Below are 22,279 nucleotides of genomic sequence, written 5' to 3'. Positions count from 1 at the left end.
TTTTTTAAAGAGAAGGAGTATGCACTAAAGCTGTATACACCAGAAAGTGTTTGCTGCCTTCCAGTTAAAGACCCTGTCTTCTATATTTTTTAGAAGGAAGTTCCTGATTTTTTCTACACCTTCAGGGCTTATTTCTTCTGCAAGTTTTTTTCCGTAAAGGGAATTTTCTTCATCAAGCCAGACTTTTGCTTCTGAAGGAAGGATGCGGCGCTTTTCTGTAAGGACTTCTTCTTTTACCGTAAAGGCAAAGCCTGCATTTGTAAAAGTTTCTTCTATAAAATTGCAGTCCCAGTTGTATATTTCTGCTGTTTCTGATGAATAAAAATTCTTGTCAAAGTCCTGCATCTTTTTAAGAAGGTCATTAAGCTGACTGTCTGAAGATGATGGAATCTGTTCTACAATCAGGTCACTTAATTTTTGACTGATGCAGGGAATTCTCTGACTTAAAAGAATACAGGCTCCTTCTGCAAAGTAAGAAGAATTTTCCTTTAATACTTTTACGCTGTTTAAAATGTCATTTCTTGAAGCAAAGCAGTCCCTTAAAAAAATACGGTCAAAGACAGTGTCCTTAATCTGGGCAAGGGTGCGGCTAAAATTATTTTCTGAAAATATATTTCCGGCAGAAAGAATAAAGCTGCTTTTATCCAGGGAGTCTAAAGTATTCTGGTAGGTGGTAAGAATTTCCATTCCTTTTTTTGAACGGCATACTCCCCAGGTTGAACCTTCCGGAGTTTTTCTGCAAAGGTCAAATATTAAAAGGGCATCATCTGCATTCCATACAAGAACACGGCTGTGCCTGTAGATTTCTGACATGGACAGGAGGTTGGTCTTTATTGTTTCTAAAAGCTGGGCCCGGTTTGAATCCAGTCTGCTTCTCCAGCTTCTTTCTGCCTTATCAAGAAGGGCTTCTTTTTCTTTATCCTTTGGAGTAAAGGTAAGGTTTTCTTCCTGAGGTTTAAACCAGTCCTTGTGCTGGTCTACCCACCACTGGCTTAATGGCTGGGCACAGCTTTTTGCAGTAGGTGAGCGTGAAAAATTAAGGGGCTGCTTTTTTTCTTCTTCTTCAAGAAGACTTGCAATCTGAAGTTCCCTTCTATTTAAAACTTCATCCCTGATTTTTGCTTCGTAACCCTGGGTAGAAGGATTGTAAAATACCTTTCCCATAAGGTTGCCTGGAAGATACTGCTGGGCTACCCAGTGATCCCTGTAGGCGTGAGGGTACATATAACCGCTGCCATGTCCAAAACCTTCTGCATCTCGGCTGGAATCCTTAAGATGGTTTGGAACGTCAGCATCCTGAGTTTCTACTGAGTGAAGGGCATCAAAAAATGCCATGCTTGAATTTGATTTAGGTGCTGTAGAAAGGTAAAGGGCTGCGTGGGCTAAAAAATATCTTCCTTCCGGAAGTCCTACCCTGTCAAAGGCTGCGGCACAGCTTTCTACAACAGTAATTGCATTTGGGTCAGCAAGACCGGTGTCTTCGCAGGCAGAAATAAGCATTCGCCTGAAAATAAAGTGAGGGTCTTCTCCTGCCTTTACCATGCGGGCAAGCCAGTAACAGGCAGCATCAGGATCCCTTCCCCTTAAACTTTTTATAAAGGCACTGATTATGTCGTAGTGATAGTCTCCGTCCCTGTCGTAAAGGACAACTTTTTTCTGAATGGATTCTTCTGCAGTTTCCTGACTTATGTAAATGTCAGCTCCTTCTTCCGGAGGCCATTTTTGAGGAGTGGTTTCTACTGCAAGTTCCAGGGCATTTAAAAGAGAACGGCAGTCACCGTTGGCGGTTTCTACCAGATGTTCCAGGGCTCCTTTTTCAAAGGTAACATTGTATTTGCCGTAGCCCCTCTCTTTATTTGCAAGTGCCTGCCTGGCGGCTTTAGTTAAGTCTTCTTTAGTAAGGGGCTTAAGCTGAAATACACGGCTTCTTGAGACAAGGGCCTTGTTTACTTCAAAGAAGGGATTTTCTGTAGTTGCACCTATAAGAATAATAGTACCGTTTTCTACCCAGGGTAAAAGGGCGTCCTGCTGACTTTTATTCCAGCGGTGAACTTCGTCTACAAAAAGAATGGTTTTTCTGCCGTAGAGTTTTTTCTGCTGCTCGGCATTTTTTATGGATTCCCTTATGTCTGCAACTCCTGTAAGAACTGCGTTAAGGGTAATAAAGGCTGAACTGGTGTGATTTGCAATTACTCTTGCCAGGGTAGTTTTGCCTGTTCCCGGTGGTCCGTAAAAGATAACGGAAGTAAGCTGGTCTGCGGCAATAGCCCTTCTTAAAAGCCTGCCTTTGCCAACAATATGATCCTGTCCTACATATTCATCAAGATTAACCGGCCGCATTCTTGCAGCCAGTGGTTCATGAGAATATTTTTTTACCGCAGAATCAAAAAGTTCATCCATTAGTTTCCGCTTGAAGAATTATCATCTGTACCGTCACGGTTCCAGGTGCCTCTTCCTTTATAATAAGAATAAAGTCCTGTGTCTTCCCAGTTATCAGAAGAGCTTGAAACAGAACCGTAGATTACTGAACTCACGTATTCATCGTTTTCCCCTTCTGCATCTGATGGTTCAAGGGTAAATACTGAGTAAGCATATTCTGTAATGATAGAGTTACCATTGTTACTGAAGGAAGTAGTAGATGTATATGGAATGTTATCAAGGGAAGTGCTGTCTCCTGTACTTGAAAGCAGTACTCTGTTAAGGCCTGATGTTGTTCCTAAGAGAAGATAGTTGCTGGTAACTGCCATGCTGATAATTCCACCTGCATCACAGGAAGTTGCACTTGCTGCTGCAGAATCAAGGGTAAAGCCTGTGTTTTCTTTTGCAGTGTAATATGTTTTTGAAGAATCCAGGGAAGTGTCTGAACTTAAAGTATAGGTGTCACTATCGCTGTCATATTCGTACCAGCCTTCTTCAGAAGGATTGCTGTCAGAAGAAGTAGAAGCCGTTGAATAAGTATAGTAAGTTCCGTAACCGTCAGCCCTGTAGATAGAAGAACCTGTTGCCATAGAGCCAGAGTTGTTGTATGTCAGGCTGTAGTAAATGTAGTCGTCATTTGCTGTAAGTGAATAATATTTGCTGAAGTAAGTTTGTCCGTCTTTTGGAAAGTAAACAGCAGTTAATGTGTCAGAAGAGAGACCTGTTGATTCATCAGTAACTTCTACAGGAGAAGATGTTCCGCTTAAAGAATAGATTTTGTAAGTTGAATCATCTGAATCGTAAGCCCTTAAGTAAGCAAGTCTGTTTGCAGCATCATAAGCATTGTTTGAAAATAATTTTACAGGTGTAAGATTGTCGTCAATTGTAATTTCTGTCCATTCAATTCCGTCAGAGAAGTCTGTATCTGTTGTAACAAAAAGCTGTCTTCCTGAAACAGCATTATAGCCGGAAGAATTTTCGTACCAGGAATGAATCATTATGTAAAGGTTGCTCTGGTCACCTACAGCATAGTAACACTGGCCGTCAATGTAATCAGCTTTTTCTGTTTCTGGGAGTCCTGCCTTTGCCCACTGTTTGTTGTAAAGACCTGTGTCATTGGAAGACTGATTTGTTTTATAGTAAAGGTGGCCTGTAGGGAAGATAAGGTAATCTCCATAGCGGGAAATTGTTCCTGTACCATTGATTCCGTTGGATTCAAGTTTTACTTCTGCATTAATTGATTCGTAAATATTGTCGTGGCAGGAAGCAAAGAGAAAGGCTGCTGTTGATACTGTAATTATTGTCTTTAATGTTTTATTCATTTTTATATCCTTTAATTAGAAGTAGTAGCGGGCTACAGCAGAAATTGTTGCAAACTGACCGTAGTAGTTTTTACCTGTTCCGTATAATTCACAGAACTGAGGCATAAAGAGGTATGAAAATTCAATACCGGCTGACCAGTCCTGATTAAAGCGGTAGTGAACTCCTGCTTCTGGTTTTATAACAAGGCCCGGAAAATAATTGTCGTTGTTGTAGGATTCCCATGCAAAACCAACATTAAGGCTGATTGGGAATTCAAGCTTTTTCCATGTAGGCTGCCAGGTTGCAGAAAAAAGTATTGGTGTATAGCTTAAAATATGTTCTCCGATTGTGGCGTTAAAACCAAAGGAAATGTCAAAACCAAGGGCAATGTCCTTAGCAATAAAACGGTGATAACCTAAGTTACCCATGCCTCCGATATTCAGCTGGGTTCCGTCTGATTCAAAAAGTGAAGGAATATCAGGGAAGTTCAGTGGAAAAGAAAGTCCCAGTGCAAGTCTTATGTTCTGTGCTCCGCTTTCGTTGACGATAGTTTCCGGTTCAAAATATATAGAGTCATCTTCCTGAACCTGTGCAAATGCTGTTAATGTGCATGCAGCAAGCAGACCTGCGATTGTAGCTAAACGTTTCATATTCCCTCTCTTGAATGTATGAGCCATGTTCCTTATATGGCAATTTATATGTTTTTTCTATAGAATAACCATTATTCTTTTGAATGGAACTGCATAATCATACATTTTATTGTTTTCAGTTTCAATAATATAGAAAATACTATTAAAAAGAAGGTTACATTATGAGCGCTGTTATAATTGACGGAAAAGCCGTTGCTGCAAAGGTTAAGGGTGATGTTGCTGCCAGAGTTAAGGCACTTAAGGAAAAGGGAATCAATCCCTGTCTTGCTGTAATTCTTGTTGGAGAGAATCCTGCCAGCGTAAGCTATGTTACTGGTAAGAGAAAGGCTCTTGCAGAAGCCGGTATGCTTGACCGCAGCGTTCTTCTTCCTGCAGATGTAAGTGAAGATGACCTTCTTAAACTTATTGGTGAATTGAATGCTGACCCTCTTGTTCACGGAATCCTGGTTCAGCTGCCGCTTCCTGCTCACATTGACGAAAAGAAAGTTACAAATGCAATTATTCCGGAAAAGGATGTAGATGGTTTTCATCCTGTAAACGTAGGAAAACTTGTTACCGGAGAAGAGGGCTTTTTGCCATGTACACCTAATGGAATTACAGTTCTTCTTAAAGAAGCAGGAATTGAAACTTCCGGTAAAAAATGTGTTGTAATCGGCCGCAGTAATATAGTAGGAAAACCAATGGCCCTCTTAATGCTCCGTAAGGAATTTAATGCCACTGTTACTGTATGTCATACAGGTACTAAAAATATCAGCGACTATACAAAGGATGCGGATATTGTAATTGCAGCCAGCGGTCATCCGGGAACACTTACTGCTGACATGATAAAAGAAGGTGCTGCCGTAATTGATGTTGGTGTTAACAGAATACCTGATTCAAGTAAGAAAAGCGGTTTCCGTCTTGTTGGTGATGTTGAATTCGATTCAGTTAAAGAAAAGGCTTCGTTTATTACTCCTGTTCCTGGTGGAGTAGGACCTATGACAATTGCCATGCTTATTTACAATACACTTCAGTCTGCGGAGAGAAGCTTAAGATGATAGATATTCAGAATACTCCTGATACAAGGGAAGTTCCTCTTGAAAAAGTAGGCGTAAAAAACCTTAAGTATCCTGTAAAGGTGCTGGATAAGGTAAATAAAATTCAGGCGACTACTGCAGAAGTTAATCTTTTTGTAAATCTTCCCCACAACTACAAGGGAACTCACATGAGCCGCTTTGTAGATATTTTTCACCGTCATCATCAGAATCTTGGCATGAAGCAGTTTCTTGCCATGCTGGAAGAAATCCGTATTTCCCTTGAAGCAGAAAAAGCTTTTGGCAGTATGAGGTTTCCTTTTTTTATGGAAAAGACAGCTCCTGTAAGTAAAGAAAAAAGTATTATGAGTTACATCTGTACTTACGAAGGTGAAGTTCGTTCTGACGGTACCCATGACTTTTTTGTAAAGGTAGAGATTCCTGTTACAACTGTGTGTCCATGTTCCAAGGCAATCAGTGATTACGGGGCACATAACCAGAGGGGAAAAGTAAGCCTTACTTTAGAGAACACAAGTCTTTTCTGGATAGAAGATGTAATTGAACTTGTAGAAGCTTGTGCTTCTTCCGGTTTGTACAGTCTTTTAAAAAGGCCGGATGAAAAATACGTTACTGAACACGCCTATGACAATCCCCGCTTTGTAGAAGATGTGGTGCGTGAAGTTTTTGTTGCATTAAAAAAATTTGATAAAAGCGAAAAACCTTTTTCTTATTTCAGCATTGAGTGTGAAAACTATGAAAGCATTCACAACCACAATGCTTATGCTACTGCTACTTACAAAGCTTAGTGGCAATCTGGCTGCAGCATTTAACTCCGTCCATTGCTGAACTTACAATACCGCCGGCATAACCGGAGCCTTCTCCTGCAGGATAAAGATTTTCTATGGAAACAGACTGACAGCTTTCTTTATCCCTGAGAATTCTTACGGGAGTGCTGGTTCTTGTTTCTGAAGCTATAAGCAGGGCGCTGTCACAAAGATATCCCTTCATTTTTTTATTGAATACAGGGAAGGCTGCCTTAAGGCGTTTTGCAATGTGGACAGGGAGCCACTGATCAAGTCTGCTGGAAACAAGGCCAGGTGCATAACTTGAAGGCGGGAGCTGACTGCTTAAAGTTCCTTCCATAAAATCTGTCATTAACTGAGCAGGGGCTTTCTGTCCTTCTGCATTTTTATAGGTAAGTTCTTCAAGCCAGCTTCTCCATAAAAGTCCGGCAAGGGCAGGGCAGCCTTTGTTTTCTGCTTCTTTTTTGAATTCTTCTGGAATATCTTCCGGACGAATTTCTACAACAATGGCTGCGTTACTCCAGCGGCTGTTTCTTTTTGCTGCACTCATTCCGTTTACGACTATCTGATTTTTACCGCTGGCACTTGGTACTACAAAGCCTCCCGGGCACATGCAGAAGCTGTAAACGCCACGGTCTTCCTGCTGACATACAAGGGAGTATTCTGCTGCTCCAAGATTGTCCGGTTTTCTTCCGTGGAACTGAATGGCGTCGATAAGTTCCCTTGGGTGTTCTACCCTGACACCGGCTGCAAAAGTTTTTGCTTCCAGGGAAGAAGGATCTGCCTTTGCCATCATCTCATAGATATCGGCTGCAGAGTGACCTGTGGCAAGAAGACAGGCATGGCCTTTAAATATTTTTTCTTCTCCGCTATTTACATTAAGGGTTTTTATTCCTGTAAATTTTTTTGAAGGAGAATTGTCAGTAATAATTTCTACTGCCTTTGTGTTAAAGTAAAACTCTCCTCCCATCTGGATTATAAAGTCCCTCATGTTGTTAATTATAGAAGGAAGTTTGTCTGTTCCTATGTGGGGATGAGCGTCTGTAATTATTTTATTGTCTGCTCCAAAGTGGGCAAAGATTTTTAGTATAAGGGGAATGTTTCCTCTCTTGTTGCTTCTTGTGTAAAGTTTGCCGTCAGAAAAAGTTCCGGCACCACCTTCTCCAAAACAGTAGTTTGAATCTTCGTCGACTATGTTTTTTGTGCTGATGGAAGCAATGTCCCTTTTTCTTTCTGAAGTAGAGTTTCCTCTTTCTATAATTACAGGTTTGATTCCATGTTCAAGAAGGGTAAGGGCTCCAAATAATCCTGCAGGTCCTGAACCGATTATGATTACGCTTTTAGAGCCGTCAGCTTTTTTCCATTCAGGCAGGGAGTTAAGCTGGTCTTCCGGTTTTTCTCCGATGTAAACCTGGTAGCGTAAATAGAGTTTAATTTTTGAGTGACGGGCATCAATGGATTTTTTTACAAAGACAGTAGTGATGTCTTTTTTGTCTGCCCTGATTCCGCTTTTGGAAAGTTCCTTCATTATTAAAGAAAGAATGCGGCCCTGATTATTTTCTTCTTCCGGAAGAATGCAAATTGAAAGTTCCTTTATCATTAAAAAAATCCTTTTTCCGTCAGCCAGATTTTTAAGTCATCGTTCCAGCGGAATGTTTTCATAAATTTATTATTCAGCATGCCAAAACCGTGTCCTCCCCAGGGATAGGTTTTAAAGCAATAGTCTGTATTTTTTTCTTTAAGTGCCTGAGCCAGCCTTACGGAATTTTCGTAAATTACAACTGGGTCATCCTGGCAGGCAATAAGGTAGGTTGGAATCATGTCATCAGGAACATTTTTTTCTAAGGAAAGGGAATCCCTTTCTTCCTGAGATGGATTTTTTCCTATAAGGCTTTTTCTTGACCAGGCGTGACCTATGTCTTCATCCATGGTGACTACAGGATAAACAGGTATGGTAAGATTTGGCCTTAAGCTTACCGTGCTTTCTATTCCAAGCTTTTTAAGATGGTCGATTCTGTTTCCAAATTCACCTGCCCAGCAGACTAAGTGGCCTCCTGCAGAAAATCCTATTGTGGCAATTTTATCAGGATTGATTTTGTATTCACCTGCATTTGTTCTTACAAGCTGGATTGCCCTTTGTATGTCTTCCATCATTGCAGGGTAGTGCCAGTTGTTTTTTGCAACACGGTACCAGAGGATAAAGGCTGCACTTTTATTTGAGTTAAACCACTTTGCTGTTGAATAGCTTTCCGTAACAATGCCAAGGTGATCGTAACTGCCTCCTGCACAGATGATGGCAGCACTTCCGTTACAGTCTTCTGGAATCCAGACTTCCATAATTACACGGCAGTGCTTCATGGATTCAACATTGTCCCAGATGTTAATTATTTTTTTGTTTACGCTCTGGCTGTGGGCACTGAAGGCTGCAGTTAAAAAAATAATTGCAAAAAGAATATGTGAAAGTAATTTTTTATTTGTCATTTTTATTGTCATGGATTTCTTTTTCTGCGGCCTGACTTAATACAGATTCAATTCCTTCTGTAATCCGGCGGGCTGCTATCTGTTCCTCCAGGTCAGAATATTTTTCTATTTGAATTTCTTTTAGTGGCTTTATATTGTAAACGATTTTTGAGTCCGGGAGAAAACTAAAGAAAGGATCATGTTTTCCAAGACCGTATTTGTCACTTCCTCCAATGTAAACCGGAAGAATATTTTTTCTGCTTTTAAATGCAATGTGACCGGCTCCTCTTTTATAGGTATTTTTTCCATGACGGGGAGTGCGGGTTCCTTCCGGAAAAACAATAAGGTTTGTTCCGTTATTAAGGGACTTGTCTGCAAGGGTAAACATTTCTTCTGAGCCCAGGGTGTTTACAAGATAAAGGTATTTGATTACAAAAACAAAAGGGGTGTGAATCAGGCCGCCTCTTACAATGCAGTCAGCATTTTTTATTAATGAAATTAAAATTACTACATCCATGATTGAAGGATGGTTTGCAACAACAACAGTGGATTTTAAATTCTTAAAAACTGCCCTGTCTTCTACATTAAGTTCCAGAAGTTGAAGAAGCTGGAGGACAAAAAGAAACTGTCTGAAGGTTATGCTTATAAAATTCTGGGCTCTTCTTTTAAAAGTCTTTTTATTCCATGACAATAAAAAAATTAATGGAAAAATAATTGCACCTAAGAAGAAGCCTCCGATGGTAAAGAAAATTGTTGCCCCGCATTTACCAAGACAGCGGTAAAAATGAAGGAGAGGATTTTTAGGAAAAGGCAGTTCGCTGTGATCGTAGCGGGGATCAATTTCTTTCATTTAAGTTTTTCTAATATTTCAACCGGGCTTAAGTCTTTTAATGATGAAACTTCTATGGGAGTCCATCCCTCTTTTTTTTCTGCAGAAGCAATAAAGGCAAAGGCAAGGGCCTGATTATCCTCTGGTCTTAAAGTTCCGTATTCTTCCTGAATGTATTCGTCTCCGTAAGCTATGAGAATTTCTTTTTCATCTCCACATATTACCGGTGCAAGGGAAGCCTGGAGAGCCTGGTAAATATTTCCCTGGGAAGGAAAAATTACTGAGTAGCCGCTTTTAAGTTTAAGGGCAAGGCTGGCCTGGGCAACAGGTGTGTTAAAAACAGAAAGGGAAAAACCTGCAGGAAGAATTTCTCCGTCGTTTATCAGCTGTTCATTAATGGAAAATTCCCTGGAAATATCTCCCCTTTTGGAAATAAAAACCTGCTTAATGTCTGTAATTCCCTCTGCCTGAGTAACATCATGGATAACCTGAACAATCATTTTTGTAAGCTGGCTTAATCTTCTTCTGAATAAGGGAGAAGTGAATTCCAGCTTAGGTGAGGCGTCAGGACTTGCTGCATCCGGAATGTAATATCCGGCTTTAGAAAAATAAAGAATCATTTTTTCTTGTTGAATACCAGAAGTGAATAGCAGTTGGAACCAAGATTATGATGGGCTGTTTTTAATTCAAGACCAGAGGCTTCTATTGCGTCTACAAGTTCCTGGTAGCGGTACATTTTTGAGTTACCATTTGCCATACAGGTAAAGTAAAGTGAAGTTGCCTGAAGGGAATATGAGCTGGCTGTAAAATGCTGCTTGTCCCAGAGAGGTTCAAGAACGTAAACATTTGTATTTTCATCAGCTGCTTCGTAAACCTTTTTTGCAATTTTAGAAATCTGGTGTAAAGAGAAGCAGTCAAGGAACTGGCTCATCCATACAGCATCCGGTTTTGAAGGAAGCTTTGTATCTTCGTGAAGAATGTTTCCGGCACAGGTAGAGATTCTGTCTGCAAAACCTGCCTGAGCTGCATTTTTTTCTGCAACAGCTGTCTGGCCCGGAAGGTCAACAATAGTTACGTGAACATCCTTGTCGTATTTACATGAAGCAATTGCCCACTTAGCTGTGTTACCGCCAATGTCTATAAGATGAGCCGGCTTTTTTCCGTAAACAATAGGAAGGGCTTCCGGAAAAGCAATGTCTGAATAAAAATGGTCAAAGTCAAACCAGGATTTTTTTGCACGTTCTGGAAGGGTAGAAAGGGCTTCGTAAATTGTAGTCCACTGACTTCCAAAAACTTTAAGTCCTTCAGGTTTTGAATTTTTTACTGAATCAAGAAGATCCCATGCTCCCTGATAGCAGATGTCATTTGTAAAGTTAAAGTTTGCTTTTGTAAGGTCGTCTTCTAAAAGCATCCAGCCGGTTTTTCCTAAAACAAACTTTTCGTTATGAAAGTCGCTGGTGTCCTTGCTGAATTTAAGTACGTCCATGCCCAGTGCCATTTCGCAGAGGACACCTACGCCGTATTCACTTATTTTTGATTTTTCTGAAAGTTCTTTTCTTGAGATTCCATCGTCTCCGGCATCTTCAATCATCTGAAGAATACCTGTTTCTATAAGGGCCCTTACTGCCTGAAAGGTAAGCGGACTGAAGGCAATTTTCTGGGCTTCAAATTTGGCATCAACAGCCCTGATTTTGTCACTTTTAAAAGTTTCTTCATTATATAATGCTTTATCCATAGTCCTTTGATTTTACCGAATGGTGTGCTTTCTTTCAATAATAAGGGCTAATATTGCAATAATAAGGTACTTTTTATATAATTGTAAAACTATGGATGATTTGAAACAGCAGATTAAAGAAGTAATTATTGATTCCCTTGACCTTGAAGATGTAAAACCAGAAGACATTGTTGATTCTGAACCTCTTTTCGGTTCTGGTCTCGGGCTTGATTCAATCGATGCACTTGAGCTTGGAGTTGCCCTTAAAAAGAAATTCGGCGTTAAGTTTTCTTCAGAAAGTGCTGACAATAAAAAACATTTTGCTTCTGTAGATGCTCTTGCAGAGTATATTTCTGCAGAAAAAAACAAGGCATAAGGAATTATTTATGACTCATGATGAACTCTATTCAAAAGTAAAGGATATCCTTGTTAAGGATTTTGAGATTGACGAAGCAGATGTTGTTCCAGAAGCACATCTGATTAACGATCTTGACCTTGATTCAATTGATTTTATTGATCTTGTAGTAAAAACAAAGGAATTTATTCCTGGAAGAATTGATCCTGAAATCTTTAAGACAGTACGTACTGTAGAAGATGCAGTAAAAACACTTCTTCCTTACACAGAGCAGTAAAATGCCGGTGGCCGCTTTGTATGAGAGTATTTTTTAAAATTCTGTTTTATATCGTTGCGGCTTTATATCCGGTTCTCATTTTTACTTTTCTTGTTATTTTAAAATTGCCGGTGCGCATTCTTTCACTTTGTATAGTGGGACTTGCCCTGGCATTTTTTATTGCCCTTACAGGAAAAAACAGGGAAGAAGAAAAAAGTGCCATCAGCTGGAAACCACTTGTGACAGCCCTGCTTTTTATGGCTGCAGGAACAGCATGTTTTTTTACAAACCAGACAGTATTTTTAAAGCTTTATTCTGTTGTTGTTTCTGCAATGCTTCTTATTGTTTTTTCAAGTACCCTTCTGGCCGGACCTAATATTATCTTTCGTTTTGCCATGCTGGGTGACAGGACTATAAAAAATTCAGTTTGCCGGAAACCGGTAGAAGCTTACTGTAAAAAAGTTTGCATTGTATGGTGTCTCTTTTTTATTGTAAACGGCAGCATTTCTGTATGTACGGCTTTTTCTGCCCGGTTTTTTGGTTTAAGTCAGTCCAAAGCTGATGCTTTATGGTCAATTTATAACGGTGGAATCTCCTATATTTTTATGGGAATCCTTTTTGCCGTAGAATATATAATCAGACAAATGGTGGATAAAAAAATGCCCAAATCTTTTGCTTTTACAAAATTTACAAGTGACTCCCGGCCGGACGATTTTGTTCTCTGTTATGAAGATACATATTCTTCCGGAAAATACAGGACATGGAAAGACTTTTTAATTGAAACTTCCCGCATGAGGAATTTCCTTATGTCTGCAGAAAATAAGGATGTAAGTGAATGGATTCTTCATTGTGAAGACTACTGGTATTTTCTTGTTACTTTTGCAGCTCTTCTTCAGTGCAATAAAACTGTTCATCTTACTCAGAATATTACGGAAAGCTTTCTGTCAGAAATTAAAAAAGATGGTTACAAATTTTTAACTGATCAGAATGTGGACCCTTCCTTTAAGGCAGATTCTATACCTGATGTTATAGCTTCTGTTAAGGAAAGTCAGGATTTCCGCACAATTCCTTCTATTAATAACGACGAAACCAGAATATTGATGTATACCTCCGGCTCTACAGGAAAACCAAAGGCCGTTCATCAGCGCATGACTGAATTTGAAGCAGACAACGCTTTTATTATCAGCCGCTGGGCTGAGGAATTTTTAAGCCGCAAACTTGTAACAACTGTAAGCCAGCACCATATTTACGGTTTTCTTTTTGGAATAAGCCTTCCATTTTCTTTAGGTGTTCCATTCAGAAGAAAGAGAATTGAATTCCCTGAAGAATTTGAAAGCCTTACAGACGACAGCTATATTGTAATTGCAACTCCTGCCTTCCTTAAGAGAACTGTAGAAGTAGAAGAAAAGCTTCCGTTAAAAGACTGCTTTATTTTTACTTCCGGTGGTGCCTGCTCTCCTGAACTTTCAAAGAAGACTCTTGAAGTTTTTGGTTTCTGTCCTTTGGAAGTATACGGTTCTACAGAAACTTCCGGAATTGCTTACAGACAGCAGAGTAAGGACGGACTTTACTTTACTCCTTTTGCAAATGCAAAAATCTGGAAGGGAGAAGACGGCTGCCTTAGAATTATTTCTCCTTACATAAAAGACCCTGAAGGTTTTGCTACAGCTGACCTTGTTGAAATTTTTGACGACGGAAGATTCCTTCTTAAAGGCCGTTCAGATTCAATTGTTAAAATAGAAGAAAAACGCATAAGCATGACAGAAGTAGAGAATCGTATTCTTGAAACAAATCTTGTTCGTGATGTAAAGGTTGTGGCAATGGAAGACAGAAGACAGTACCTTGCTGCTGCAATTGAATTAAATGATGAAGGAAAGAAAAAGTTTGAAGGACAGCGTAAACTTATTCTTAATAATTTCTTTCATGACTTCCTTACAAAATATTTTGAAAATGTTGTCATTCCAAAGAAGTGGCGCTTTGTAGAAAACCTTCCTGTTGATGTTCAGGGAAAAAAACATAAGGACGAAATCATTAAATTATTTGACAGGGCAGAACAGGACTAATGGAACATCACTCAATAGAAAACGAAAAGATTATTTCCAGAACAGAAGATTCTCTTGAGATAGAATTTGTGATTCCTGCAGAATGTGATTTTTTTGACGGACATTTTCCGGAATTTAAATTACTGCCTGCTGTTGCTCAGGTTCAGATTGTTACACGTTTTGCATCTGAATATTTTGGAACCGGACCTTTTGTTTTTAGGGCAAAGAGACTTAAGTTTCTTTTACCTATTCTTCCGGATTCAAAGGTGGGCTTAAGCCTTGCCGTTAATAAAGAAAAGAAAAGCGTAACTTTTTCTTTCTTAAAAAATCAAAAGGACTGCTATTCAACTGGTACATATTATTATGAATAACTTGTCCTCATCTGGTGCCGATATGAATATGTGTTTTGTAGTTCCTGTTTATAAACATGGATCAACTCTTGAAGATGTTGTAGTTTCCCTTCTTGAATTTAAGTGTCCCATTATTGTTGTTGATGATGGTAATGGAGAGAGGGACAGGGAACTTATAGAAAAATGTGCTCAAAATCATAAGGAAGTTATTCTTATAACTTTTGAAAAAAATCGTGGAAAGGGAGCGGCTGTTTTTGCTGCAGTTCGTCGTGCTCATAAAGAAGGTTTTACCCATATCTTTCAGGTTGATTCTGACGGTCAGCATGACAGCGGAAGGTGCCGTGACTTTATGGCGCTTGCAGAAAAATATCCTGATTCAATTATTTGTGGTTATCCTGAATATGATGAAAGTGTTCCCCTTGCAAGAAAAAACGGCAGGGAGTTTTCTAACGGCTGGGCAAGACTTGTAAGCTGGAGACCTGGTATAAAGGATGTTCTTTGTGGTTTTAGAATCTATCCTGTAAAACCTTTTATCAGGGTTTTAAATACAAGTATTTACTTAAACAGACGTATGGGATTTGATGCAGAGATTCTTGTGCGCATGCTCTGGATAAATACTGGTCTTGTTAATGAAGCTGTTCATGTTACTTACCCTAAAGATGGAATATCTAACTTTAGAATGGTAGGAGATAACGTTACTATTTCTTTTACATTTGCAAGACTTTGTGCCGGAATGATTATCCGTTCTCCTTTACTTTTACTGAGACTTTTTATAAGAAAAATATTTCTCACCGGGCGGGATTTATAAAATGCAGGGTGAACACTGGTCTCAAAAAAAAGAAAAGGCTTCTTCAGTTAAGCCTGTAAAGTTTATGATTTTTCTTGTAAAGATTTTTCCTCACTGGCTTTTAACCTGCTTTGCTTTTTTTGTAGGCTTTTTTTATTTTTTATTTTCTAAAAGTGCAAGAAGGGATGCTGTAAATTTTCAGAAGACTGTAATTGATTTTTGTAAAAAAAATAATATTAAGTGTGCCATTAAAAAGCCCGGCAGCTACAGGCAGATAATTTCTTTTGCTATTTGTCTTATAGAAAAGATTGAAGGCTGGTGCGGTAAGTCTGATTTAAGTCATGTTGTTTTTCATGATGATGATGTAGTTGAACTTAAAGCTTCCCTTGCTGCCGGTAAGGGGGCCATGCTTATCGGTTCTCACCTTGGTAATATGGAATTATTCAGGAGCCTTGCTACAGAAGGCCAGACCGGTGTAGGTAAAATGGTAAGTGTAACTGCCATTATGGATACAAAAGTTACTTCCAGTTTTAATCAGGCAATGGAAGACATGAATTCCAAAACCTATCTTGATGTAATCAATTCAGATTCAATCGGTGTAGATACTGTAGAAATATTGCAGGACAGACTTGCGTCCGGAGGGCTTGTTGTTATAGCAGGGGACAGAACTTCTGCCAACAGCCCTGACAGAAATATAGAAGAAGAATTTCTTGGAAAAACAGCTGAGTTCCCTTTTGGAAGTTTTTTTATGGCTTCCTTACTTGATGTGCCTGTATATTTTGTCTTTGCTTTAAGGGTAAAAGACTTAACTCTAAAATCAAAGTATGATATGCATGTTAAAAAAGCAGGTGTAGATTTTAACTGTAACCGTAAAGAAAAGAAGGTCAGGATAGAAGAGCTTTGCCGTGAGTTTAAATGTGAACTGGAAAAGCATTGCTGTAATCATCCTTACCAATGGTATAATTTTTTTGACTTCTGGAGGAAATCAAATGACAGATAAAAAAAAGATTACTGAAGAAATTGTTTTTAATGTTGAGTTTTATGATGTGGATTCAATGAAAATTGTTTACCACGGTAACTATATTAAATATATGGAAAAGGCAAGGTGTGCCCTTCTGGATAAAATCGGATACGGTTATCTTCAGATGGAAGAAACAGGCTATTCTTTTCCGGTAGTAGATGTAAAAGTAAAATATGTAAGGTCCCTTCGTTTTGGTGACAGGGCCAGGGTAAAGGCAACTTTAGTTGAATACGAAAACTGCCTTAAAGTAAAATACGAAATCTATAATGATAAAACAGGAGAGCTTACTACCAAATGTGAAAGTACCCAGATGGTAGTAGAGATGGCAACTGGAGAAACAAAGTTTTTCTGCCCTCAGATATTTATTGATAGAGTAAAGGAGCTTGAGTAAAATTAAATGGCTATGCTTAAAAAGATTTTTTTTATTTTTGCAGTAAGTATTTTTACAGGAATCTTTGCCGGTTGTACTTCTTCCGGATTAAATAAGGTTTATGTTACCAACACAAAGAAAGTTTCTCTTTTGCCACCATCTTCAATGATGGGAGAGACTGAATGTTATGAATATTTTTCCGGAAATTTTGGTGATCAGTCTTTTGCCATGACCTGTTATTTTTCTTCTGATAATGATGGCATTACAATTCTTCTTTTAAATGACTTTGGTGTTCAGATGGGAACTATGACTTATGACGGAGTAACAGCAGCTCTTGATTCTTCTGTCCTTCCATCAAGTTTTAAATGTGAATATATTCTTCTTGATATTCAGAATGCTTATTACAATAAAGATAAACTGATTGAACATTATAAAAACCACAAACTTATTTTTAATGAAGAAACTAAGGAAGATGGAAGTATTGTCCGTAAGGTTATGAATAAAAAAGACCTTATTGAAGAAATTACAATTAAGGATAAAACAATTGTGATTAAAAATTATCTTCGTGGTTATGAATATGAAATCACCGGAGCAGATGATGAATAAAATATATTTTTCTAAGCCCGGACTTATTTGTTCTGCAGGAGAAAATCCTTCTTCCTTTTGGGATGCAATCGTTAATGGTAAAAGAGATGGAATTAAAGAAGTTAAAACTTCTACTGGTAAATCTTTTTATGCAGCCCGTATAGACGAAGAAAAACTTTCTGACTGTAATGCCCGCTTTAATATGAAGATAATCCGTATTGAAGATGCAGCTTTAAATCAGATAAGTGATGACGTAAAGAAGGCTGTGACAAAATACGGTGCAGACAGACTTGGTGTATGTGCAGGTTCCTGCGATAACGGAAGTGAATTTTCTGTTGCAGCCCACAGAGTTTTTTTTAAGGAAGGAAAGTTTCCCCAGGATTACAGCCTTGAAATGCAGGGGGCTGATTATGTTGCAACTTATGTTAAGGAAAAGTTTTCTTTAAATGGTCCCTGCCTTGCTTTTTCTACCGCCTGTTCTTCCAGTGCAGGTGCTGTAATTAAAGCAGCCCAGCTTATTAAAAGCGGTTTTTGTGATGCAGTAGTTTGCGGCGGTGTTGATATTGCATCTGATACAGTCCTTCTTGGTTTTGATTCCCTGGAAGCTGTGTCCCATGAAAAGACAAATCCTTTTAGTAAAAACAGAAGCGGAATTACTCTTGGTGATGGTGCAGCTTTTTTTGTAATGTGCAGGGAAAATATTTTTGAAGAAAAAGAAAGTTCTGCTTTTTATCTTGCAGGTTATGGAGAGAGTGCAGATGCCTACCATATGACAAGTCCGGATCCTTCTGGAGAAGGAGCTGCTGTCAGTATGAAAAGGGCTTTAGAAAATGCAGGCCTTACTTATGAAGATATTGATTATGTTAACCTTCATGGTACAGGAACTAAGTTTAATGATTCAATGGAAACAAAGGCACTTGATTCTGTTTTTAATGGAAGAAGAGTTTTCTGCAGTTCTACAAAATCCATAACCGGACACACTTTAGGCGCAGCCGGTGCTCTTGAACTTGCAGCCTGTTACCTTGCCTTAAAAAATAATTCTTCTGAAAAATGGACTTTGCCCTGTCAGGTTTGGGACGGAATATTTGATGAAGAATTTCCTCAGTTAAATTTTGTAAAAGCATCCAGTGAATGTCAGGCAGGCAGAGAGATAAAATATTGTATGTCTTCTTCCTTTGCATTTGGCGGTTCAAATGTTACACTTATAATAGGTAAGGAATAAATATGGCTGATAATATTTTACCCCAGCAGATGGACAGAACCATGATAGAAAAACTTCTTCCTCATAAGGGAAAGATGTTTTTGCAGGACAGGATTACTTCCTATGATCCTGATAACAATATTATTACTACAGAATTTGACGTAAAGAAAGATTGTATTTTTTATGATAAGGATGCCGGCGGTATTCCTTCCTGGGCTGCCTTTGAAATTATGGCTCAGGGAATATCGGCCCTTGCTTCAATAAAAAGAATTCTTCGTAATGATACAACACCACCAAAATCAGGAATGGTTTTAAGTGTTACGGATTTTACTGCTCCTGTTTCTTTATTTAAAGAAGGACAGACTTTGTATATGAATATTTCTGAAGACTGCTGCGTGGGGAATGTATATAAATATCTTTGCATTCTTTATCTTGATAAAGAAGATTCAGCACCTGGAATAAAAACATATATTTCCGTAATGGAAGTTGATGATATAAAAGGAGTATTGGAAAACAATGAGTGATACTAAAGAAAACTGCGAAGAGAAAAAAATAATTGTTACCGGTGCCTCCGGTGGAATTGGAAGAGCTGTAGCTGTGGAATGTGCCAGAGCCGGCTATTATGTAATCTGCCACTATAACCGCGGAAAAGAAAAGGCAGAAGAAACACTTTCCCTTATTAATCAGAATGGTGGTAAGGGAGAACTGATTCAGTTTGATATCAGCAATCGTGAAGACTGCAGGGTAAAGCTTGAAGCCCTTACAGAAAAACATGGTGCCCTCTGGGGAATCGTAAATAATGCAGGTGTTAATAAAGACCAGACATTTGTTGGTTTAACACCGGAAGAATGGGATTCAGTTGTTCATACAAACCTGGACAGCTTCTTTAATGTTATTCAGCCTCTTGCCATGCCAATGTGCCGTAAGAAGAAGGGGCGTATCGTAACAATTTCTTCTGTAAGCGGAGTTATCGGCAACAGGGGACAGACAAATTATTCAGCAAGTAAAGCAGGAATTATCGGAGCAAGCAAAGCTCTTGCAGTAGAACTTGCCAGCCGTAACATAACTGTTAATTCAGTTGCTCCTGGTCTTATTGATACTGACATGATAAAGGATTCACCTATGGATATGATTCTGCAGGGAATACCTATGAAGCGTGTTGGCAAACCTGAAGAAGTTGCAGCAGCTGTAGTTTTTCTTTTAAGTGAAGGTGCTGCTTATATTACAAGACAGGTTATTAATGTTAACGGGGGAATTGCATGACATTTACTCGCCCTGATGGAAAGCGTCGTGTTGTTGTTACTGGCGGAGGAATGCTTACAGCTTTAGGTGATGACTGGACAGAAGCTTTTGCAAACCTTAAGTCCTATAAAAATAAAATTGTTTACATGAAGGACTGGGATGTTTATGAAGGAATGAACACAAGACTTGCCTGTCCTTATACAAAGGAACTTCCTTCTTTTCCAAGAAAAAAAATCCGTGGAATGGGAAGGGTAGCTTTGCTTTCTCTTCTTGCTACTGAAAGAGCATTTGAATCTGCCGGGCTTAAAGATGAAAATGGTGAGATTCCGGAAGAACTTCATAACGGCCGTACCGGTATTGCTTATGGAAGCTGCATGGGAAGTATGGATTCAATCCTTGATATGTTCAGTATGATTACTGACAACGATGTATCAAAAATAAATTCTCAGACTTACATAAAATGCATGCCTCAGACTTGTGCTGCAAACCTTAGCGTTTATTATTCCCTTAGAGGAAGAATTATTACAACAAATACAGCCTGTACTTCCGGAAGTCAGTCCATTGGTTATGCTTACGAAGCAATCTCTTCCGGTATTCAGGACCTTATGGTTGCAGGTGGTGCAGAAGAACTTATTCCTCCTGATGCAGCAGCCTTTGATGCTATGGGGGCAACTGCCTATGACAATGCTCATCCTGAATGTGAACCAAAACCATTTGATTCAAAACGTGATGGCCTTGTAATTGGAGAAGGTGCAGGGACACTGATTCTTGAAGACATGGAACATGCTGTTAAACGTGGTGCAAAAATATATGCAGAAGTTGCAGGCTTTGGTACAAACTGTGACGGAACTCATATTACTAATCCTAATTCAGAAACAATGGCTCAGGCCCTGCAGCTTGCAATTAATGATGCAGGAATTTCTGCGGACCAGATTGGTTATGTAAATGCCCACGGAACTTCTACTTCTGCAGGAGATGTGGCAGAAACTCAGGCTACAGCTTCTGTATTTAAGAGACCTGTTCCAATCAGTTCAACAAAAAGTTATATCGGTCATACCCTTGGTGCCTGCGGTTGTGTAGAAGCCTGGCTTACCATCAATATGATGAATGAAGCATGGTTCCATCCAACCCTTAACCTTACTGATCTTGATGAAAAGTGCGGAGCCCTTGATTACATTAAGGGAGAGGGAAGGCAGATAGATACTGAATATGTTATGAGCAATAATTTTGCTTTTGGTGGTGTTAACACCAGTTTGATTTTTAAGAAGGTTAATATTTAAGGAGATAATATGAAAGACTTAAACAAAATCAAGGAACTTTGTCCTTCTGCCTACGACTTTATCGTAAACAAGGCAGAGACTGCAGAAGTTGGAAAGTATGAACTTGAAAACGGTGCTTACGTTAGTGTTCAGGAGTACACAACAAAAGCCCGTATTGATGCAAAATACGAAGCTCACAAAAAGTTCATCGACATTCAGATGATTCTCAGCGGTCAGGAAATCATTGCTGTTTCACCCCTTGATAAAATGGAAATCAAGGATGAATACAACGAGACAAAAGATGTAATGTTCTTTGTTCATAATGATGAATGTACAGACTATCTTTTACAGGCCGGGGATTTTCTTATTCTTTATCCTCAGGATGTTCATATGCCATGTGTATGTGTTAACGAAAAATCTTCTGTAAGAAAAATTGTTGTAAAGGTACCTGTTGCAGGATGAAATCATGCTGTCATTTGAAAGTGATTATATAGAAGGTGCTCATCCCCTTATTCTTGATGCACTTGTAAAAAGCAACATGGAAGCTCTGTCCGGATATGGTGCAGACCCTTTTACAAAGTCTGCAAAGACTAAAATTGCAAAGGCTTGCGCCTGTCCTGAAGCTCAGATTGCTTTTATAACAGGCGGAACTCAGACAAATCAGATTGTTATTGATACTATGCTCCGTCAGTTTGAAGGTGTCGTTGCCGCTACTACAGGACATGTAAGTGTTCATGAAGCAGGTGCAATAGAGTATACCGGACGCAAGGTTCTTACACTTCCGTCTCATAACGGAAAAATGGATGCTGCAGAATTAGAAAAATACATAAGTGATTTTTACGCTGACGGAAACTGCGAGCACATGGTTTTTCCTGGAATGGCTTATATTTCTTATCCTACCGAATATGGAACTCTTTATTCAAAGAAAGAGCTTACTGCCCTTAGTGAAGTTTGCCGTAAGTATAAGATTCCTCTGTATATGGACGGAGCCCGTCTGGGGTATGGTCTTATGAGCAGGGAATGTGATCTTACTCTTTCTGATATTGCACGGCTGTGTGACGTTTTTTATATTGGTGGAACTAAAGTTGGTGCTTTATGCGGAGAAGCTGTTGTTTTTACAAAAAATAATATGCCTGCACATTTTGAACATCTTATAAAAAAGCATGGTGCGCTCCTTGCAAAAGGCCGTCTTAATGCAATTCAGTTTGATACGCTGTTTACAGATGATCTTTATTTTTCACTCGGAAAGAATGCAATTGACCGCGCTGAAGAATTGAAATCTGTTTTTATACAGAAAGGATATAAATTCTTTATTGATTCTCCAACTAATCAGCAGTTTGTAATTCTGGAAAATAAGAAGTTGAAGCAGCTTGCCGAAAATGTAAAATTCAGTTTCTGGGAAAAATATGATGATTCCCATACGGTTGTACGTTTTGCAACAAGCTGGGGGACAACATCAGAAAAAATAAGGGAACTTGAAAAGCTGTTATAATTTGTCTTACAAATGGAATTCAATCATCATTGTAAATACAAACCCTCAAAACGGCGAAGTCAAGGCTTTAAGCGTTGGCGTTCCTTGACTTGACGTATTAAAAACAGAATTGAATTTATTTTTTGGCTTC

General features: G+C 38.9%; 24 protein-coding genes. 16 read left to right on the top strand and 8 right to left on the bottom strand.

Annotated elements, in window-relative coordinates:
- Positions 1 to 24: 24 nt before the first annotated feature.
- Genes K6D58_RS05175 through K6D58_RS05165 form a run of 3 tightly spaced genes read right to left on the bottom strand, consistent with a single transcriptional unit; the run spans position 25 to position 4,370 of the window.
- Positions 25 to 2,400 carry an AAA family ATPase gene (locus K6D58_RS05175; protein ID WP_296828318.1) on the bottom strand — a complete coding sequence of 792 codons (2,376 nt, stop codon included), beginning with the start codon at positions 2,398 to 2,400 and terminating at the stop codon, positions 25 to 27.
- A complete protein-coding gene (locus tag K6D58_RS05170; protein ID WP_296828317.1) occupies positions 2,400 to 3,740 on the bottom strand; it encodes a hypothetical protein in 1,341 nt (446 codons plus the stop codon). The genes K6D58_RS05175 and K6D58_RS05170 overlap by 1 nt, the downstream gene beginning before the upstream one ends.
- A gap of 15 nt (positions 3,741 to 3,755) precedes the next feature.
- Positions 3,756 to 4,370, bottom strand: coding sequence for a TP0733 family outer membrane beta-barrel protein (locus tag K6D58_RS05165; RefSeq protein ID WP_296828316.1), 615 nt, complete (start codon positions 4,368 to 4,370; stop codon positions 3,756 to 3,758).
- Positions 4,371 to 4,531: 161 nt separating this feature from the next.
- On the opposite strand from K6D58_RS05165, the gene folD reads away from it, so the two are divergent.
- Both folD and folE2 read left to right on the top strand, forming a co-directional pair.
- The gene (gene folD, locus K6D58_RS05160; protein WP_296828314.1) at positions 4,532 to 5,407 is read left to right on the top strand and encodes a bifunctional methylenetetrahydrofolate dehydrogenase/methenyltetrahydrofolate cyclohydrolase FolD; all 876 of its coding nucleotides are present in this window, start codon (positions 4,532 to 4,534) and stop codon (positions 5,405 to 5,407) included.
- Entirely contained in the window at positions 5,404 to 6,189 is a 786-nt protein-coding gene (folE2, locus tag K6D58_RS05155) for a GTP cyclohydrolase FolE2 (protein WP_296828312.1), read from the top strand. The genes folD and folE2 overlap by 4 nt, the downstream gene beginning before the upstream one ends.
- Here folE2 and K6D58_RS05150 read toward each other — a convergent pair.
- Genes K6D58_RS05150 through K6D58_RS05130 form a run of 5 tightly spaced genes read right to left on the bottom strand, consistent with a single transcriptional unit; the run spans position 6,173 to position 11,210 of the window.
- A complete protein-coding gene (locus K6D58_RS05150) occupies positions 6,173 to 7,786 on the bottom strand; it encodes an NAD(P)/FAD-dependent oxidoreductase (protein ID WP_296828310.1) in 1,614 nt (537 codons plus the stop codon). The genes folE2 and K6D58_RS05150 overlap by 17 nt on opposite strands.
- Positions 7,786 to 8,679, bottom strand: a complete 894-nt coding sequence (locus K6D58_RS05145) for an alpha/beta hydrolase (protein ID WP_296828308.1) — start codon at positions 8,677 to 8,679, stop codon at positions 7,786 to 7,788. Before K6D58_RS05145 ends, K6D58_RS05150 begins: the two co-directional genes overlap by 1 nt.
- Positions 8,657 to 9,496 (bottom strand): lysophospholipid acyltransferase family protein, encoded by an 840-nt coding sequence (locus K6D58_RS05140; protein ID WP_296828307.1) that lies wholly within the window; start codon positions 9,494 to 9,496, stop codon positions 8,657 to 8,659. Before K6D58_RS05140 ends, K6D58_RS05145 begins: the two co-directional genes overlap by 23 nt.
- A complete protein-coding gene (locus K6D58_RS05135) occupies positions 9,493 to 10,095 on the bottom strand; it encodes a beta-ketoacyl synthase chain length factor (RefSeq protein WP_296828305.1) in 603 nt (200 codons plus the stop codon). Before K6D58_RS05135 ends, K6D58_RS05140 begins: the two co-directional genes overlap by 4 nt.
- A complete protein-coding gene (locus K6D58_RS05130) occupies positions 10,092 to 11,210 on the bottom strand; it encodes a methyltransferase (protein ID WP_296828303.1) in 1,119 nt (372 codons plus the stop codon). Before K6D58_RS05130 ends, K6D58_RS05135 begins: the two co-directional genes overlap by 4 nt.
- A 91-nt stretch (positions 11,211 to 11,301) precedes the next feature.
- Here K6D58_RS05130 and K6D58_RS05125 point away from each other — a divergent pair, with 91 nt between their 5' ends.
- The 14 genes from K6D58_RS05125 to K6D58_RS05060 all read left to right on the top strand — a co-directional run bounded on the left by K6D58_RS05125 (position 11,302) and on the right by K6D58_RS05060 (position 22,149).
- On the top strand, positions 11,302 to 11,565 hold the full coding sequence (locus K6D58_RS05125; RefSeq protein WP_296828301.1) for a phosphopantetheine-binding protein: 264 nt from the start codon (positions 11,302 to 11,304) through the stop codon (positions 11,563 to 11,565).
- A 10-nt stretch (positions 11,566 to 11,575) separates the two neighbouring features.
- Complete coding sequence (locus K6D58_RS05120; protein ID WP_296828299.1) at positions 11,576 to 11,821, top strand: acyl carrier protein; 246 nt, start codon at positions 11,576 to 11,578, stop codon at positions 11,819 to 11,821.
- Between the two features lie 110 nt (positions 11,822 to 11,931).
- Positions 11,932 to 13,863, top strand: a complete 1,932-nt coding sequence (locus K6D58_RS05115) for an AMP-binding protein (RefSeq protein ID WP_296828330.1) — start codon at positions 11,932 to 11,934, stop codon at positions 13,861 to 13,863.
- Complete coding sequence (locus K6D58_RS05110; protein ID WP_296828297.1) at positions 13,863 to 14,213, top strand: ApeI family dehydratase; 351 nt, start codon at positions 13,863 to 13,865, stop codon at positions 14,211 to 14,213. Before K6D58_RS05115 ends, K6D58_RS05110 begins: the two co-directional genes overlap by 1 nt.
- Positions 14,206 to 15,000 carry a glycosyltransferase family 2 protein gene (locus K6D58_RS05105; protein WP_296828295.1) on the top strand — a complete coding sequence of 265 codons (795 nt, stop codon included), beginning with the start codon at positions 14,206 to 14,208 and terminating at the stop codon, positions 14,998 to 15,000. The genes K6D58_RS05110 and K6D58_RS05105 overlap by 8 nt, the downstream gene beginning before the upstream one ends.
- 1 nt (position 15,001) lies before the next feature.
- The gene (locus K6D58_RS05100) at positions 15,002 to 15,979 is read left to right on the top strand and encodes a lysophospholipid acyltransferase family protein (RefSeq protein ID WP_296828293.1); all 978 of its coding nucleotides are present in this window, start codon (positions 15,002 to 15,004) and stop codon (positions 15,977 to 15,979) included.
- A complete protein-coding gene (locus tag K6D58_RS05095) occupies positions 15,969 to 16,391 on the top strand; it encodes an acyl-CoA thioesterase (protein WP_296828291.1) in 423 nt (140 codons plus the stop codon). Before K6D58_RS05100 ends, K6D58_RS05095 begins: the two co-directional genes overlap by 11 nt.
- A gap of 6 nt (positions 16,392 to 16,397) precedes the next feature.
- On the top strand, positions 16,398 to 16,976 hold the full coding sequence (locus tag K6D58_RS05090; protein ID WP_296828289.1) for a DUF3261 domain-containing protein: 579 nt from the start codon (positions 16,398 to 16,400) through the stop codon (positions 16,974 to 16,976).
- Positions 16,969 to 18,177, top strand: a complete 1,209-nt coding sequence (locus K6D58_RS05085) for a beta-ketoacyl synthase N-terminal-like domain-containing protein (RefSeq protein WP_296828287.1) — start codon at positions 16,969 to 16,971, stop codon at positions 18,175 to 18,177. The genes K6D58_RS05090 and K6D58_RS05085 overlap by 8 nt, the downstream gene beginning before the upstream one ends.
- 2 nt (positions 18,178 to 18,179) lie before the next feature.
- Complete coding sequence (locus tag K6D58_RS05080) at positions 18,180 to 18,680, top strand: hotdog family protein (protein ID WP_296828286.1); 501 nt, start codon at positions 18,180 to 18,182, stop codon at positions 18,678 to 18,680.
- Positions 18,673 to 19,419: a 3-oxoacyl-ACP reductase FabG gene (gene fabG / locus K6D58_RS05075; RefSeq protein WP_296828284.1), complete on the top strand. Its 747-nt coding sequence runs from the start codon at positions 18,673 to 18,675 to the stop codon at positions 19,417 to 19,419. The genes K6D58_RS05080 and fabG overlap by 8 nt, the downstream gene beginning before the upstream one ends.
- Positions 19,416 to 20,678, top strand: coding sequence for a beta-ketoacyl-ACP synthase (locus tag K6D58_RS05070; protein ID WP_296828282.1), 1,263 nt, complete (start codon positions 19,416 to 19,418; stop codon positions 20,676 to 20,678). The genes fabG and K6D58_RS05070 overlap by 4 nt, the downstream gene beginning before the upstream one ends.
- A 9-nt stretch (positions 20,679 to 20,687) precedes the next feature.
- Complete coding sequence (locus K6D58_RS05065; RefSeq protein ID WP_296828280.1) at positions 20,688 to 21,119, top strand: NanQ anomerase/TabA/YiaL family protein; 432 nt, start codon at positions 20,688 to 20,690, stop codon at positions 21,117 to 21,119.
- Between the two features lie 4 nt (positions 21,120 to 21,123).
- Positions 21,124 to 22,149 carry a threonine aldolase family protein gene (locus K6D58_RS05060; RefSeq protein ID WP_296828278.1) on the top strand — a complete coding sequence of 342 codons (1,026 nt, stop codon included), beginning with the start codon at positions 21,124 to 21,126 and terminating at the stop codon, positions 22,147 to 22,149.
- Positions 22,150 to 22,279: the final 130 nt, after the last annotated feature.

The organism is Treponema sp., from assembly GCF_024696245.1.
In the GTDB taxonomy this organism is placed as follows: Bacteria; Spirochaetota; Spirochaetia; order Treponematales; family Treponemataceae; genus Treponema_D.
Note: the sequence above shows the minus strand (reverse complement) of the source record. Positions and strands in the feature narration are given on the sequence as shown.

Bases quoted from the DNA above. Each gene is read 5' to 3' on its own strand.
- K6D58_RS05100 (WP_296828293.1), top strand. From the start codon at position 15,002: ATGCAGGGTGAACACTGGTCTCAAAAAAAAGAAAAGGCTTCTTCAGTT.
- K6D58_RS05145 (WP_296828308.1), bottom strand. From the start codon at position 8,679: ATGACAATAAAAATGACAAATAAAAAATTACTTTCACATATTCTTTTT.
- folE2 (WP_296828312.1), top strand. From the start codon at position 5,404: ATGATAGATATTCAGAATACTCCTGATACAAGGGAAGTTCCTCTTGAA.
- K6D58_RS05130 (WP_296828303.1), bottom strand. From the start codon at position 11,210: ATGGATAAAGCATTATATAATGAAGAAACTTTTAAAAGTGACAAAATC.
- K6D58_RS05140 (WP_296828307.1), bottom strand. From the start codon at position 9,496: ATGAAAGAAATTGATCCCCGCTACGATCACAGCGAACTGCCTTTTCCT.
- K6D58_RS05060 (WP_296828278.1), top strand. From the start codon at position 21,124: ATGCTGTCATTTGAAAGTGATTATATAGAAGGTGCTCATCCCCTTATT.
- K6D58_RS05070 (WP_296828282.1), top strand. From the start codon at position 19,416: ATGACATTTACTCGCCCTGATGGAAAGCGTCGTGTTGTTGTTACTGGC.
- K6D58_RS05135 (WP_296828305.1), bottom strand. From the start codon at position 10,095: ATGATTCTTTATTTTTCTAAAGCCGGATATTACATTCCGGATGCAGCA.
- K6D58_RS05090 (WP_296828289.1), top strand. From the start codon at position 16,398: ATGGCTATGCTTAAAAAGATTTTTTTTATTTTTGCAGTAAGTATTTTT.
- K6D58_RS05095 (WP_296828291.1), top strand. From the start codon at position 15,969: ATGACAGATAAAAAAAAGATTACTGAAGAAATTGTTTTTAATGTTGAG.
- K6D58_RS05170 (WP_296828317.1), bottom strand. From the start codon at position 3,740: ATGAATAAAACATTAAAGACAATAATTACAGTATCAACAGCAGCCTTT.
- K6D58_RS05105 (WP_296828295.1), top strand. From the start codon at position 14,206: ATGAATAACTTGTCCTCATCTGGTGCCGATATGAATATGTGTTTTGTA.
- fabG (WP_296828284.1), top strand. From the start codon at position 18,673: ATGAGTGATACTAAAGAAAACTGCGAAGAGAAAAAAATAATTGTTACC.
- K6D58_RS05110 (WP_296828297.1), top strand. From the start codon at position 13,863: ATGGAACATCACTCAATAGAAAACGAAAAGATTATTTCCAGAACAGAA.
- K6D58_RS05120 (WP_296828299.1), top strand. From the start codon at position 11,576: ATGACTCATGATGAACTCTATTCAAAAGTAAAGGATATCCTTGTTAAG.
- K6D58_RS05165 (WP_296828316.1), bottom strand. From the start codon at position 4,370: ATGAAACGTTTAGCTACAATCGCAGGTCTGCTTGCTGCATGCACATTA.
- K6D58_RS05085 (WP_296828287.1), top strand. From the start codon at position 16,969: ATGAATAAAATATATTTTTCTAAGCCCGGACTTATTTGTTCTGCAGGA.
- K6D58_RS05065 (WP_296828280.1), top strand. From the start codon at position 20,688: ATGAAAGACTTAAACAAAATCAAGGAACTTTGTCCTTCTGCCTACGAC.
- folD (WP_296828314.1), top strand. From the start codon at position 4,532: ATGAGCGCTGTTATAATTGACGGAAAAGCCGTTGCTGCAAAGGTTAAG.
- K6D58_RS05175 (WP_296828318.1), bottom strand. From the start codon at position 2,400: ATGGATGAACTTTTTGATTCTGCGGTAAAAAAATATTCTCATGAACCA.
- K6D58_RS05125 (WP_296828301.1), top strand. From the start codon at position 11,302: ATGGATGATTTGAAACAGCAGATTAAAGAAGTAATTATTGATTCCCTT.
- K6D58_RS05150 (WP_296828310.1), bottom strand. From the start codon at position 7,786: ATGATAAAGGAACTTTCAATTTGCATTCTTCCGGAAGAAGAAAATAAT.
- K6D58_RS05080 (WP_296828286.1), top strand. From the start codon at position 18,180: ATGGCTGATAATATTTTACCCCAGCAGATGGACAGAACCATGATAGAA.